General features: G+C 67.4%; 14 protein-coding genes and 1 pseudogene. 8 read left to right on the forward strand and 7 right to left on the reverse strand.

The features are described from left to right. Positions 1 to 542: 542 nt before the first annotated feature. Complete coding sequence (locus tag bpln_RS17025) at positions 543 to 1,715, reverse strand: porin (protein ID WP_055139347.1); 1,173 nt, start codon at positions 1,713 to 1,715, stop codon at positions 543 to 545. 329 nt (positions 1,716 to 2,044) lie between these two features. On the opposite strand from bpln_RS17025, the gene bpln_RS17030 reads away from it, so the two are divergent. Beyond that, positions 2,045 to 2,308, forward strand: coding sequence for a DUF4148 domain-containing protein (locus bpln_RS17030; RefSeq protein ID WP_055139348.1), 264 nt, complete (start codon positions 2,045 to 2,047; stop codon positions 2,306 to 2,308). Between the two features lie 43 nt (positions 2,309 to 2,351). Then, the gene (locus tag bpln_RS37175) at positions 2,352 to 2,507 is read left to right on the forward strand and encodes a hypothetical protein (protein ID WP_167352307.1); all 156 of its coding nucleotides are present in this window, start codon (positions 2,352 to 2,354) and stop codon (positions 2,505 to 2,507) included. A 145-nt stretch (positions 2,508 to 2,652) separates the two neighbouring features. On the opposite strand, the gene bpln_RS17040 is transcribed toward bpln_RS37175, so the two are convergent. The 4 genes from bpln_RS17040 to bpln_RS17055 all read right to left on the reverse strand — a co-directional run bounded on the left by bpln_RS17040 (position 2,653) and on the right by bpln_RS17055 (position 5,992). Continuing rightward, on the reverse strand, positions 2,653 to 3,336 hold the full coding sequence (locus bpln_RS17040; protein WP_055139349.1) for a response regulator transcription factor: 684 nt from the start codon (positions 3,334 to 3,336) through the stop codon (positions 2,653 to 2,655). A 46-nt stretch (positions 3,337 to 3,382) separates the two neighbouring features. After that, entirely contained in the window at positions 3,383 to 4,786 is a 1,404-nt protein-coding gene (locus bpln_RS17045) for a sensor histidine kinase (RefSeq protein ID WP_167352308.1), read from the reverse strand. Between the two features lie 10 nt (positions 4,787 to 4,796). Further along, positions 4,797 to 5,474 carry a response regulator transcription factor gene (locus tag bpln_RS17050; protein ID WP_042626782.1) on the reverse strand — a complete coding sequence of 226 codons (678 nt, stop codon included), beginning with the start codon at positions 5,472 to 5,474 and terminating at the stop codon, positions 4,797 to 4,799. A gap of 272 nt (positions 5,475 to 5,746) precedes the next feature. Then, positions 5,747 to 5,992, reverse strand: coding sequence for a hypothetical protein (locus tag bpln_RS17055; RefSeq protein ID WP_042626202.1), 246 nt, complete (start codon positions 5,990 to 5,992; stop codon positions 5,747 to 5,749). A gap of 296 nt (positions 5,993 to 6,288) precedes the next feature. Here bpln_RS17055 and bpln_RS17060 point away from each other — a divergent pair, with 296 nt between their 5' ends. Next, positions 6,289 to 6,621, forward strand: coding sequence for a DUF4148 domain-containing protein (locus tag bpln_RS17060; protein WP_042626203.1), 333 nt, complete (start codon positions 6,289 to 6,291; stop codon positions 6,619 to 6,621). A gap of 96 nt (positions 6,622 to 6,717) precedes the next feature. On the opposite strand, the gene gor is transcribed toward bpln_RS17060, so the two are convergent. Continuing rightward, positions 6,718 to 8,079, reverse strand: a complete 1,362-nt coding sequence (gor, locus tag bpln_RS17065) for a glutathione-disulfide reductase (RefSeq protein ID WP_055139350.1) — start codon at positions 8,077 to 8,079, stop codon at positions 6,718 to 6,720. Positions 8,080 to 8,300: 221 nt separating this feature from the next. Further along, positions 8,301 to 9,431, reverse strand: coding sequence for a porin (locus tag bpln_RS17070; RefSeq protein WP_042626205.1), 1,131 nt, complete (start codon positions 9,429 to 9,431; stop codon positions 8,301 to 8,303). A 413-nt stretch (positions 9,432 to 9,844) separates the two neighbouring features. Here bpln_RS17070 and bpln_RS17075 point away from each other — a divergent pair, with 413 nt between their 5' ends. From bpln_RS17075 to bpln_RS17090, 5 genes and pseudogenes are all read left to right on the forward strand, one after another. Next, positions 9,845 to 10,669 (forward strand): hypothetical protein, encoded by an 825-nt coding sequence (locus bpln_RS17075; protein ID WP_055139351.1) that lies wholly within the window; start codon positions 9,845 to 9,847, stop codon positions 10,667 to 10,669. 599 nt (positions 10,670 to 11,268) lie between these two features. Next, a pseudogene (locus bpln_RS38555) lies at positions 11,269 to 11,334 on the forward strand (hypothetical protein); the annotation flags it as partial. 12 nt (positions 11,335 to 11,346) lie between these two features. Further along, positions 11,347 to 11,550, forward strand: coding sequence for a hypothetical protein (locus bpln_RS37810; RefSeq protein WP_244486972.1), 204 nt, complete (start codon positions 11,347 to 11,349; stop codon positions 11,548 to 11,550). Between the two features lie 17 nt (positions 11,551 to 11,567). Then, entirely contained in the window at positions 11,568 to 12,122 is a 555-nt protein-coding gene (locus bpln_RS17085) for a DUF3304 domain-containing protein (protein ID WP_244486966.1), read from the forward strand. 24 nt (positions 12,123 to 12,146) lie between these two features. After that, the gene (locus tag bpln_RS17090; RefSeq protein WP_055139354.1) at positions 12,147 to 13,760 is read left to right on the forward strand and encodes a T6SS phospholipase effector Tle1-like catalytic domain-containing protein; all 1,614 of its coding nucleotides are present in this window, start codon (positions 12,147 to 12,149) and stop codon (positions 13,758 to 13,760) included. Positions 13,761 to 13,853 lie beyond the last annotated feature (93 nt).

Here is a 13,853-nt window from a genome sequence, read left to right on the forward strand (position 1 = left end):
GCATTGCTGCCGAATTAGGTCCCCACTGGGTGTGTCCCAGTCCAATGCCCGGCCAATATACATGGGTCAGTATTGGCGTACAACCGCGTGCGCGTGACAACCGAGATGATCGGGAAACCCGCGTTATTCGAATAAAAATGCATTGGGCGCAAGTCCGCGCGGCACGCCGCTTTCCGGCCGGAAGGCGGCGCCCCGCGGGCGCCCGGCTGTCGCAAAACCGACATATGCGGCGGCGCCATCGTTTCCGTCCAATAACGCGCGCCATAAAAAAACCCGTGACGATTATCGTCACGGGGCCGAAGCTCACCGCCCGAACCGCCGAACCGTGAATACCGCCCACGGCCCGATGGTGGCGGGAACCGCACTACCGGCGATTCCGGTCGCTCACCGGTCTCGCCGCCACCTGGCGACGACTCCCGCCATCGACGGATCGGCAATCGCGTCGTCGTAAACACGCCGTCGCGAACGCGCCGTCGATGGCGGGAAGGGTCTCCCGGCGGGGGTCCGCGGATTCCCGGATCCCCGCGCCCGGCCCGGGCCGGTCAGAACTTGTGACGGATGCCCGCCGCGACGATCGCCTGGCGATCGTTGCTCGAGGCCGCGAAGTTGAAGATCCCCGCGTTGCCGAGCACCGAAACGCCGTCGGCGCCGCTCACGCGCTGGTACGTGCCTTCCAGATAGAGGTCGGTACGGCGCGACAGCGCGTAGTCGGCCTGCAGCATGAACTGGTTCCACTTCGGCGCGATACTGCGGCCCGCCGTGTCGAAGCGGCCCTGCGTGAACGTGTACGAACCGCCCAGCGAGAGCGCCGGGCTCAGGTAGTAGCGCGCGTTCAGTTCGTAGTTGCCGAAGGTCAGCAACTGGCCGTTCACGGTGCCGTAGGCGCCGCCCTGCGAGAGCTCGCGCGGATCGTTCAGGATCGTGCGGGTGTAGACGAAGCCCACGCTCGCGTGGCTGAACGCGTAGTGCGCGCCGGCGCCGAAGGTACGCCAGCGGCCGCCCACCAGCATCGAATCGCCGTCGGCGCTGCTCAGCGCGCCGCCGGTGTTGGCCGGCGTGTTTACGCCGCCCGGCTGGTTCGACTGCAGATAGGCCACCGCGAGGTCGACCGGGCCGTTCACGTACTGCGCGCCGACGCTGTAGGCGTTGTTGTCCGACACGCCGCCGCCCAGGTTGCTGAACGCGTAGGCGCCGCCGAACGAGAAGCCGCCGTAGTTCGCGCTGCGGAACTTCACCGAATTGTTCATCCGCGTGTCGTTCGCGAGGTTGTCGTTGTCGAACGGGTGGTCGGCGATGTTGCCGCCGAAGCCCGAACCGGTGGCCGACAGCGGCGCGACGAAGTCCACCAGGAAATCGTACTGGCGACCGAGCGTGACGGTGCCCCATTGGCGGCTCGCGAGGCCGACCCATGCCTGGCGGCCGAATTCGTCGCCGCCGTTGCCGAGCTTGCCGTTGCCCACGTTGAAGCCGTTCTCGAGGTCGAACACGGCAGCCAGGCCACCGCCGAGATCCTCGTTGCCGCGCAGGCCCCAGCGCGAGGTGCTGACGTTGCCGCTCTGCACGCCGTAGGCGGCGCCGGAGCCGGCCGACGATTTCTGGTTGCTGATGTAGTCCAGGCCCGCATCGATCGTGCCGTACAGCGTCACGCTGCTTTGCGCGTGGGCGGTGGTCGAGAGCGCGCACGCGAGCGCCGGAATTGCCAGATATTTCTTCATGATGGTTTCGCTGGAGTGGGTCGGTCTTCTCGCATCGCCGGCTGCGTGTGGGACAGCCGGATCGTCCGCGACGCGATGGCCCACAATTTAGGCAGTGGCCGTGACAGCGCGGTTATGAAAATGCCCTGAAAAATGAAACCTTTTTCATTCGCGCGATACGCGTGATTCATGCCGATGCAACCGGCCCCGGCGCGGCGGGTAAATTTCTTTTCACGCTGCGTATGCCGATCCGCCATCGGCCCGCCTCTATGCTTGTCCCCGACCCGTCACGCAAGCCGCAAAGCGCGTGCGGTAGGTACAACCAGTCAACCATGATGAGGACTACGAAGATGAAAATCATCAAGCTTGCCGCCGCCGCGACGCTGGCGGCGATGACCCTGCCGGCGCTCGCGCAGGCGGCCGTGCCGGCCGGCACGCCGGGCGCGCAGCCGATGGCCGCCACCAACGCCACCAACGCGCAACCGGGCCCGTGGGTGGCGCCCTACGGCCGGCCGGCCCACGAGAAGACGCGCGCCGAGGTCTACCAGGAACTGGTGCAGGCCGAGCAGGACGGCCAGCTCAAGTACCTGAACTCGACGCTCTATGCGCACTGACGCGCGCCGCCCGCCTTTCGACGATCACGACCGCCCGCCGACCATGAAGCTTCGCCCCCTGCTCTGCCGCACCGCCCGCCTCGCGCTCCTCGCGCTCGCGGCCGGCACCCTGCTGTCCGGCTGTGCCGCCGCCCGGCCGAACGGGCCCGGCGACTGCGTCGGGCCGCCCGACTTCTGCGTGCCGTTCTTCGGCTCGTAAGCGCTCGCGAACGCCTGCAAGCACGCATACGCGTGCATGCGCAAACGCACGACGGGCGCGCCGCCGATCGGCCGCGCGCCCGTCGTTCCCTTCGCCGTCGTCCCCTTCGCCGTCCTTGCGTCCCGCCGCGCCGTGCGCCGGCCGCTCACTCCCCCGCCAGCGTCACCTGATAGCCGTAGCGGCTCACCGTGTCGATCCGCACGTCCGGCAAGTGCCGCGCGAGCTTGCGGCGCAGCCGCGACACCACCAGGTTGACGCTCGACGGATCGACATCCTCCTTGTCCTGCCACACGTAGCGGATCAGCTGATCGCGCGGCACCGGCGCGTTCGGGCTGCGCATCAGGCATTCGAGCAGCAGGAATTCGCGGCGCGTCACGGCCAGCCGCAGCTTGCCGTCCTTCAGCTCGCGCGAGAGCGCCTCGAGGCTCGACGGCGCGGCGAGCGGCCCCTCCGGCTCGCGCCCGGCGCCGAGCCGCTGCAGCGCCTGCAGGCGCTCGTGCAGTTCGATGAACGAGTAAGGCGCGCCGAAGCAGGCGTCGGCGCCGGCGCGCAGCGCGCGAATCCGTTCGCTCGCCTGCGCCTGGCCGAGCAGCACCACCAGCGCCGCGCCGCCGCCGTCGGCCGCGAAGCGCGGCAGCGCGGCCACCAGCGCCGCGTCGCTGCCCGGCTCGAGCGCGGTCGCGACGATCGCGTCGAAGGTCTCCTGCGAGGCGAGGAACAGCCCGTCGCGCAGGTCGTCGGCGCGCTGCAGGCTGTGGCCGCTCTCCTGCAGCGCCTTGTGCAGCCACGACGCCTCGGGATGACGCGAGGTCACGAGCAGGATCCGCATGCTCGGCGGCCCTCCCCACGGCGTGCGTTCGCGCGGGCCGCCGCGCTCATGCCAGCGTCCTCGGCCAGCATTCGATCGTCACGCGCGTGCCGGGCGCGGCGCTGCCGATGCGCAGCGTGAAATCGTGGACGTTGAGCACCGTCGAGACGATGCTCAGGCCCAGCCCCGAGCCGGCCAGGTGGACCGTGCGGCGGCTGCGGTAGCGGTGCTGAAGCACGGCCTCGCGTTCGTCGGGCGCGATGCCGGGGCCGTCGTCGATCACCTCGATGCACGGCCCCTGCAGGCGCTGCCACACTTCGAGCCGCACGCTGCCGCCCGCCGGCGAATACTTGATCGCGTTGTCGAGCAGGTTGGTCAGCGCCTCGAACAGCAGCGCGCGATCGCCATGCACGGCGCCCACCTTCTCGGTGCGCACCTCGAAACGGATCTCGCGGCTCTCGGCGAGCGGCTCGAACAGGTCGCCCACGTCGGTCACGAGCGCTTCGAGATCGACCTCGGCGAAGCCGCCGCGCCGCTGCAGCGAGCCGATCTCGGCGATCCGCAGCATCGCGCGGAAGCGCCCGAGCAGCGCGTCGGTCTCGTTGCGCGCGCGCGAGACCAGGCTCGCGAGCGCCGCGTCGTCGTAGGTGCCGGCGCGCTCGGCCGCGTGCGCGAGCAGCGTGTGGACGTGCGCGAGCGGCGTGCGCAGGTCGTGGGCGATGCCGTCGCAGACGCCCTTGACCTCGTGCATCAGCCGCTCGACCTCGGCCAGCATGTGGTTGACCAGGTGCGAGAGCATGTCGATCTCGTCGCGCCCGCCCACCGGCAGGCGCTGGGCCAGGTCGCCGCGCGCGATGCGCTGCGTGACCTGGCGAATCGCCTTGATGCGCCGCATCTGCCGCACGCTCAGCACGAGCCCGCCGCCGAGCCCCGCGCCGAAGCAGAGCACGCCGCCCACCACCAGCACGTTGATGATCGCCTCGCGAATCCGCAGGATGTGGGTGAGATCGCGCGCGAGCACCAGCCGGTCGCCGTTGGGGCGCACCTCGGCCATCGCGCGCACCACCGGCGCGACCTCGTCGCCGGCGATCTTCAGCGTGTGCGAGAGGGTCTGGCCGTAGCGGTCGGTGGCGAGGCCGGCCGGGAATTCGAGTACGTCGCCCGCCAGGTGCCGGCCGTCCGGCGCGAACAGGCCGTAGTAGTTGGTGTGCATGCGCTCGTGTTCGAGGCGCCGATGGATCGCGCCGGCCAGGTTGGTGTCGGCCATCGAATCGAAGTAGATCATCTGCCAGTCGATCACCACGTCGGTCTCGCGCTTCATGTCGTGCGTGATCTGCGTGGCGATCACGCCGAGCAGCAGCATCACCGACAGCGAGAACATCACCGCGTAGACGACGAACAGCCGGAACGTGCTCGAATACCAGCGCGGCCCGCGCGGCCCGGCGGCCGCGCGGCTTGCAGGTTCAGTCACGATCGGCCGCTCACGAAAGGATGTAGCCGGCGCCGCGCACGGTGCGGATCATCGGCGGCGCGTCGGGCGGATCGATCTTCCTGCGCAGGCGCCCCATGTGGACGTCGATCAGGTTGGTGCCGGGATCGAAGTGATAGCCCCACACCGCCTCGAACAGCATGGTGCGCGTGATGGTCTGGCCGGCGTTGCGCATCATGTATTCGAGCACGCGGTATTCGGTGGGCAGCAGCGCGACTTCCACGCCGTCGCGCGTGGCCTTGCGCGCGATCAGGTCGAGCGCGAGCGGGCCGACCGCGAGCGTGGTTTCCGACTGCGCGGGCGAGGCCTGGCTGCGCCGCAGCAGCACTTCGAGGCGCGCGGTCATTTCCTCGGGATCGAACGGCTTGGTCAGGTAGTCGTCGCCGCCGGCGCGCAGCCCGCGCACGCGTTCGTCCACGTCGCCGAGCGCGCTCAGCATCAGCACCGGCGTGCGCACGCCGATGCTGCGCATGGTGGTGACGATGGTCAGGCCGTCCACGCCCGGCAGCATCCGGTCGAGCGTGATCACGTCGTATTCGTCGCTGAGCGCGCGCGCCATGCCGTCCCGGCCGTTGGCCACCCATTCCACGGCGAAGCCGCGATCTTTCAGTTCCCCGACGATTTCATTCGCGGTGATTTCATCGTCTTCGATGGTGAGGACTCGGAACATTGTCGTCCCGCCGGCCGCGAGCGGATGCGGCACCGGCGATGCGGGTTGGGAAGAGGGGAATGTTGCCATATCGGCCCGGGCGGTGAGCGGCCGTCCCGCGGGCGGACAGCCATCCGCGCAGGCTACACGCGCGCGCGTGGCGAACGTGTATCGGATTCATTAAACATTGTTCATCCGAAATGTGCGGCGCCCTGCCGCGCCTGATTCGACAGGGGTGCGCGCGATCCGGGCGTTGCCGCGACGCACCCGCACCTCACCCGCAACGGCGTGCATCAGCTCGGCCGATCCGCCGCGCCGGCCTCGTGGGCGGCCCGTTTTAGTGCGACGCTGCGTCGCACTTCGGCGGCCGCGCGCCGGCGCGCGTCGTCGATCGCCCGATATTGGCGTTCGATCCGCGCGTGATCGAGCACCACGTCGGCGACCGGCCCGCCGCTGCCCTGCACCTTCGCGCCGGCCAGCGTGGTGACCAGCAGCGCGACGGCGGCCAGTGCCGTCGATCCGATCGTGCGCCGCTTCATGTTCGCCTCCTCACGCCCGTCTCCTCCGTGTCGTGGTCCGCTCCGGGGCGCCCCGCGCCGCGTCCCGCCATGAGCAGCACGATACGCGAGTCCACCTGAACGAACGCTGGCAGCGAGGTGAAGGAAATTTCAGCACGGCGCGGCGGCGGCGCCGATGAAGGAAGTTTCATGTGCGCTCCACCGTTTCGACAAGCGCGCTCCACTAGCCTGCGTTCCGTGATCCGGGCGCCGCCCGTGCGCCGGATCGAACCACGACGCCGGCGCGATGCCGGCCCAACCCGGAAAGGAGCGCCTCCATGAAATCCGCCAAGACCCTGAAGCAAGCCCTGCTGTGCGCCGGCCTGATGGCCGTCGGCCTCGCCGCGCACGCGGCCCCGCTGACGCCGCGGCAGTGCGGCGACTATCCGTTCGTGAGGACCTCGGCGCCCGTCACGCACCGGCAGATCGTCAACGAACTCGCGGAACTCGAATCGGTCGGCTATCAGCCCGCGGCCGGCGACGACAGTTCCTATCCCGACGACTACGACGCCGCCGAGCGGAAGCTGATGCGGAAGTACCGGCGCGACTGCGTGGTCCGGCACACGGCCGCGGCCGACACCGGCGCGCCGGCGGGCTCGCGCGTGCAGTGACGGCGGGCGGCGCGCCATCGAAAACGGGCCGCGATAGTCGCGGCCCGTCGTGATCGGCCCGACATGGAGGTCGAGCGTTGGCCCCGCCGTCGAACCTCAGGCCGGATCCGGCGCCTTCGTGCGCAGCGTGACGAACTCCTCGGCCGCGCTCGGGTGGATGCCGATCGTCTCGTCGAACTGCGCCTTGGTCGCGCCCATCCGCACCGCGATCGCGATGCCCTGGATCGTCTCCGCCGCGTCGGGCCCGATCATGTGCGCGCCCACCACGCGCTGCGAGTCGCGCACCACCACCAGCTTCATGAAGATCTTCTCGTCGCGCCCGGTCAGCGTGTGCTTGAGCGCGCGGAACGAGGTCTTGTAGATGTCCACCGCGCCGTATTGCGCGCGCGCCTCGTGCTCGGCCAGGCCCACCGTGGCGAGTTCGGGCTGGCTGAACACGGCCGACGGGATCGCGCGGTGGTCGGCCTCGGTGCGCCGCCCGCCGAACAGGCTCGCGGCCAGCAGCGCGCCGTCGCGCGTCGCCACCGGCGTGAGCTGCGGGCGCGAGGTGACGTCGCCGATCGCGTGGATCGACGGCACGTTGGTGGCCGAATACGCGTCCACGCGGATCGCGCCGCCCGCCTCGCGCTCGACGCCGGCGTTCTCGAGGCCGAGCCCGTCGGTGTTCGGATGGCGGCCGGTGGCGTAGAGCACGGCGTCGTAGGGGCCGTGCGGCGTGCCGTCGACGTCGAGCGTGAGCGCGCCGTCCGCGCCGCGCTCGATCGCGCGCACGTTGGCGTGGGTGTGGATCGCCACGCCGCGCTTGACCATCTCCTCGTGCAGCACGCGGCGCAGGTCGTCGTCGAAGTGGCGCAGGATCTCCTCGCCGCGATAGAACAGGTCCACCCGCGAGCCGAGCCCGTTGAAGATGCCGGCGAACTCGACCGCGATGTAGCCGCCGCCCACCACCGCCACGCGCCCGGGCAGCTCGGGCAGGTCGAGCGCCTCGCGCGAGGTGATCGCGTGCTCGATGCCGGGGATCTCCGGCAGCGTCGGCCACGAGCCGGTGGCCACGCCGATGTGCTTCGCGCGAATGCGCCGGCCGTCGATCTCGACCGTGTGCGCGTCGACGATCGTCGCGCGGCCCTCGTGCAGCGTCACGCCGGCGTCGGTCAGCAGCTTCACGTAGATGCCCGAGAGCCGGCCGATCTCGCGGTCCTTCGCGGCGATCAGCGTCGGCCACGAGAACTCGCCGGGGCCGAAGGTCCAGCCGAAGCCGGCCGCGTCCTCGACCTCGCCGGGATAGTGCGACGCGTAGACCAGCAGCTTCTTCGGAATGCAGCCGCGCAGCACGCAGGTGCCGCCGATGCGCTCCGCCTCGGCGATGCCGACGCGCGCGCCGAGCGAGGCCGAAATCCGCGCGAGCCGCACGCCGCCCGAGCCCGCGCCGATCACGAAAAGGTCATAGTCGTATTCCATCGCCACGCTCCGCCAGATTGTCGATGACGAACCATATCAAGTTTTGATGAAGCGTGTGATGCGCGACGTCGGGCGGGCGGCCGGGTCCGGAGGCGGATTGCAAGGCCGCTTCCATGACCGTAAACGGACACCGCCCCGGCCGGCGTGGCGAACCACGCGGGACCGGGGCGGAGCAGGCGTCGCGCCGGCCGGCGAGCGGCACGGCGCACGCACCGCACACGTCAGAAGATCGTGCGCAGGCCGACCGAGATGCCGGTCTGGTTGTTGCGGCCCGGCAGTTCCACTTCGGCGGCGCCGTTGGCCTTGTTGAAGTCGACCGTGCCGTAGATCTCGGTGCGCTTGGACAGCGCGTATTCGGCCAGCCCGACGATCGCGTAGCGGTTGCCCGAGCCGAGCACGCCGCTCGAGATCGTCGCGTTGCGCGAGTGGTCGTAGTAGAACGCGCCCGTCAGCGTGACGGTCGGGCTCGCCTGCCAGCTCACGCCGGCGTAGGGGCCGTCGTCGATCCGGCCGGTGCCCTTCAGCGAGCTGATGCCCGGCACGATCGCCTGCTGGGCCAGCGTCGAATCGACGAAACCGGTGTCGTCCTTCGAGCGCAGGTAGCCGGCGTAGAGCTTGACCGTGCTGAACGCGTAGACCGCGCCGGCATGGAACACCGTCTGCTTGCGGCTCGAGTTGTCGCTGTTCTGCTGCATGCCGCCCTCGACGTTCAGCGGACCGAACGCGTAGGCGACCGTGAAGCCGTACATGTTGCCCGCGCCGACATGGCCCGGCACCTGGCCGGAGAAGCCGTTCGCGCCGGTCGAGGTCGAATCGGTGCCGAACGAGTACATCGCGCCGATCGACAGGCCGCCGAACTTGCCGTTGTACTTGACCGCGTTGTCGGCGTAGAGGCCCGCGCCGAGCGCCACCGGCAGCCACGCGTTTTCGAAGTAGTTGCCGACCGTGAGCGGATCGAAGGTGTCGGCCAGCAGATCGAACAGCAGCGTCTTCTGGCGGCCCAGCGTGACGGTGCCGTACTGGCTCGACAGGCCCACGTAGGCCGCGCGGTTGAACAGCCGCGAGCCGCCCGCCATCGAGCCGTCCTGCAGGTTCACGCCGCTTTCGAGATTGAAGACCGCCTTCAGCCCGCCGCCGAGATCCTCGACGCCCTTCAACGCGAAACGGCTGTTGGTGATCGCGCCGTTGGTCATGTAGAGACGGTTGTCGTTGTTCGCGTTCGAGTTGGTCAGGTAGCGCAGGCTGACGTCGGCGACGCCCCACAACGTCACCGAGCTCTGTGCGTGCGCCTGGCTGCCGGCGAACGCGAGCATCATGCCCCCCACCACTCCCGCGATTCTGGTCTGCTTCATGAGCGATCCCTTTTCTTTTCGTTGACGATGTCTTTTATGTCCGGCGCGACGGCGTCCGGATGCGCGTCGCACGCTTCTGGCACGGACGGCGTGCGCGAATCATAAGGTCACGTTTGTAAGGAACAAAAAACAATCGTGCGCAGGCGCGCGCGATTGTCGTCAACACGCAACGATAGGGAGTGGTGCGGATTGCGGTGGGCGCGCGGTGCCGTTTTGCTGCGGCGCGGCGGGTGGGAGGTGATGGCGTGGTGCCGACGGGCAGGCGTTTGCGGTATCGGCTCCGCGCCGTGTCGCATGGGCCGGGGCTTGCTCACGCCATCGCAAGCCTTCAATGGTCAAAGCGAAGTTGATGGGGCAGTGAACCCGACATCGGGCTTGTCGAAGCGCGAAACGATGCGTCGGAAGCGTTTCAGGTGGTGGAGGTAGCGAGCTTCGATCACGACGACGCACACCGCGAGACGTTGCGCGAACTCGGCAACGGCCTGAAGCAGCTGACGCTGTACTACGTGGCAGGCCGGCTCGCTCGCCAGACGCTGCAAGGCACGAGCGGCAAAGTCGTGGAGCGCCGCCAACACGATCAAGCCGGACGCCTGCCCCAGATCGCCGACCTGCGCCGCCGCGCGATCCAGTACGCCTACGCCCCGCTCCACCGGCTCACGCGCGCGCAATCGACGCCGGGCATGGAGACGTTCGCATTCGACCCGGCGAGCAACCTCGTGGAAGCGACCGGGCGAGACCAGTACGGGATCGGCACGGGAGGCGACCGGCGGACTACACCGCTGCTCGATAACCTGCCGAAGCAGTACGCCGGCACGCATCTCGACTACGACGAGCGGGTCGACCTGACACGCCGCCCCCGCAACGGGGGATTCGACCCAGTTCGAACGGGGCCAGTGGGCTGGATGACGGGCGCCGTCAACCGGCACATGCGGGCGACCTACGCCTACGACGCCTTGGGCCGGCGGATCGCGAAGTACACCAATGCAAAGGTGACGCCGCTGGCGATGGCAGGCAGCGGCTGGCGAGACGCGGAGCGGGCCAGATTGGCGCGTGGCCACGGCTATGGGCTGACGCTGTGCGGCTGGGAGGGTGATCGGCTGGCGTACGGAACGATGAAAGCGCGCCGGGAGATCGTGCATTACGTGTACGAGCCGGACAGCTTTACACCGCGGGCAGGGATGAGGGTGCCAATGTGTCGCCCCGAGGACCGGTCGAGTGGAAATTCAGCAAACCGCTAACTCTGTCTTGTCGGGTTTTATGGGGATTCGATATGTCATTTGAATTCTCCCGATAAACAGGTCTTGGGTTGGTGATTTGCAAAGTATCGCCAAATTCAGTTTTCCCCCAAGACCGCGCGCTCGCCATTGCCTGTTCGCAAAAACCGTCGATACCGTCCAGCCAGATACCCGTCCGGGACGTTGCACCGTTTGGTCTGACGGCCGTTTCGAATCTGCCTCCCTTCACTTGCGCGTCGATTCGACTCGCTGACGTCACGTGGCCATCTGATGTATTAGCAATAGGCCGGCGTCTTTACGGCTATCGCCCGGAAGAAGCACTTTGCAAGGCGACACGTTAAAAACAGAAGGAGCGAGTTAATGGGTGCCACGATATGTCAGTTTCGTTGAACCAGTGCGCGGTTTTCATGAATACATTTCGTACACGATCCGTCACGCTTTGCGCGGCCCTTCTTGCCGCGTGTGCGCCGCTCGCCCTGTCTGCATGCGCGGGCGATCCGTTACTGCCAGATGATCCTCTCGCCAGCGATCACCCCTTGTGGATGGTCCCAGTCAATCACACGGACCGAGGCGCCATCAATCCGGCGGTGGACCGATACGGAATGGGGGTCGCCTATCCGCACGAAGACGGAAGCGCTGCGGCTTGCTGCTATCCCAGCCCCAAGGACTGGAGCAAACCAGTGACGATCCACTGGACATGGGGCACGGAACTCGACCCGATTACGAAGGCCGTAATCCAGCCTCGTGAACCCCATTCGGCGATCGTGCATTTCCCGCCCGGCGGCCCCGCGAAGAACGACCGCTACCTGTGCTTCATCTTGCGCGACCGCGATACGGCCGAACTCGCGTTCGCCACCAGCCGAACACGCTGCGCCACCAAATAACTTCCAAGGAATCCAACATGACCACACGTCAAGCCGATGCATCCATGAGCAATTCCGAATTGGATTGCATCGCTGCTTATGGGACGAACCAGCGCAATAAAATCATCCGCTCACTATCCATGGCGCTTCGTACCTCAGCCCTTGCCGCATGCTCGCTATTCGCCCTGTCTGCATGCGCGAGCGATTCGTTACCGCCCGATGATCCTCTCGCCAGCGATCACCCGTTGTGGATGGTCCCAGTCAATCACACGGACCGAGGCGCCATCAATCTAGCGGTGGATCGATACGGAATGGGGGTCGCCTATCCGCACGAAGACGGAAGCGCTGCGGCTTGCTGCTATCCCAGCCCCAAGGACTGGAGCAAACCAGTGACGATCCACTGGACATGGGGCACGGAACTCGACCCGATTACGAAGGCCGTAATCCAGCCTCGTGAACCCCATTCGATGGTCGTGCATTTCCCGCCGGGCGGCCCCGCGAAGAACGACCGCTACCTGTGCTTCATCTTGCGCGACCGCGATACGGCCGAACTCGCGTTCTCACGCGCCGCCTCACGTTGCGTCGCGAAATAACCTGAATTGCATGAGGAGTTCCACATGACTGTTCGCCAAGCAAATGTAGCCGTGAGCGATGCCGAGTTGGGCCGCGCGGCCATGCGCGGGATAAACCGGCGGTTCGCTGCCGAATGTTCCGTCAATCCCAAAGCTCGCTTCCAATGCCGTCTCTACCCGAAACTCAGCTTCTTCTTCGACGGCACCGGCAACAACATGTATCAGGAACTGCGGAAGCCGGAGCACGAACAGGCGCTGTCGAACGTGGCCAAGCTCTATCTCGCGGCAATTCGTGACCACTCGCAAGGCGCCACGCCAACCTACATCTCCGGCGTCGGCACACCATTCAAGATTCCCCGGCGTGTGCCCGGCTACGCCGCAGAACTGCTGCGTGACGATCCGGGCGGCGTGATTGGCCTGGGCTTCGGCCTCGGAGGGCGGACGCGTATCGACGCGGCCCTCGCCGAATTCGCCATGATCCTCGGCGAGGATTGGAGCGAGGGCGCGCGACGGCACATGCCGTTCATCAGCGTGGCGGTGTTCGGTTTCTCGCGCGGTGCGACCGAAGCGCGTGTGTTCGTGCGGGAACTGCTTTCGCACTGCGTCGACAAGGATGGCCAGCGATGCTGGGTGGACCGGAACCTATGGCGCATCCCGCTGCGCATCACGTTCATGGGCTTGTTCGACACGGTGGCATCGGTGGGTGGCCCGGGCCTGCATCTGGCCTGGGCCGCCGAACTGGCGATTCCACCCGAGGTCGAGCGCTGCGTGCATTACGTGGCGGCGCATGAGGTACGGCAGGCGTTTCCGCTCGACTCGGTGCGCGTGGGGCGCACCTATCCAGCCAACTGTGAGGAAGTGGTCTATCCCGGCGTGCATGCCGATGTGGGCGGCGGCTATGCGCCGGACCAACAGGGCCGCAGCAACCTGCTCGCACGGATCCCGCTGCGCCACATGTACGCGGATGCACTCAAAGCTGGCGTCCCGTTGCGGTCACCGGATAAGTTGCTTCCCGATTGGCGAGCAGAGTTTGGTTTTGTAGAACATGAACCGATCGTTGATCTATACAACGACTACATGGCCAGCCTCCCCTCAGCTCCCCTCGAAGTGGAGGCACTGATCCGGGCACACCGGCGTCTGCTGTTCCAATGGCGCGGCGGCCTCGCCCGCAGGCACGAGGACACACGCGTGCTCGGCAGCCTGTACGGCAGGCGCGGTGTCTCGGCAACAGCCTGTCAGGCCGTGCAGCCGGCCACCGACCACGACCATCCCGAGTGTGATCCGACGCAGTGGATCTATGAGGTGCCGTCCAGCCCCGAACGACAGGCAACCCAGTTGCTGGCCGAGCAGCGGCGCCTGACTCGGCGAGTCGCCTTCCTGCGCAACCCGGTCGAAAGTTTTACGAGCAATCGGGAATGGCCACCACCCCAGCCGCGCAAGCTCACCGCCTACGAAGATCTGATCCTGTCGGCGTGGGACATCGACTCGGCCGTGCCGCCGACAGTCGACAGCCTGCTGGCCGAACACATCCATGACTCCGTCGCGCATTTCATCACCTGGCCATGCACCTTGTACGACCGGCGCGAAGTCTATTGCGACCAGGTCCGCTACTACGCCACACGGCGACGGCTTGACCCTCGCCCGGAAGTCACGAGCTGATGCCGGTGTTGGCAAAATGGTCGCCCGTGGCGTCCTGCCTTATCCATCGGCGTGTCCGGAAATGACGAAGAGCAAGTGAGCGCGGGACTTTTC

Origin of the sequence: Burkholderia plantarii (genome assembly GCF_001411805.1) — a bacterium.
Classification (GTDB): domain Bacteria; phylum Pseudomonadota; class Gammaproteobacteria; order Burkholderiales; family Burkholderiaceae; genus Burkholderia; species Burkholderia plantarii.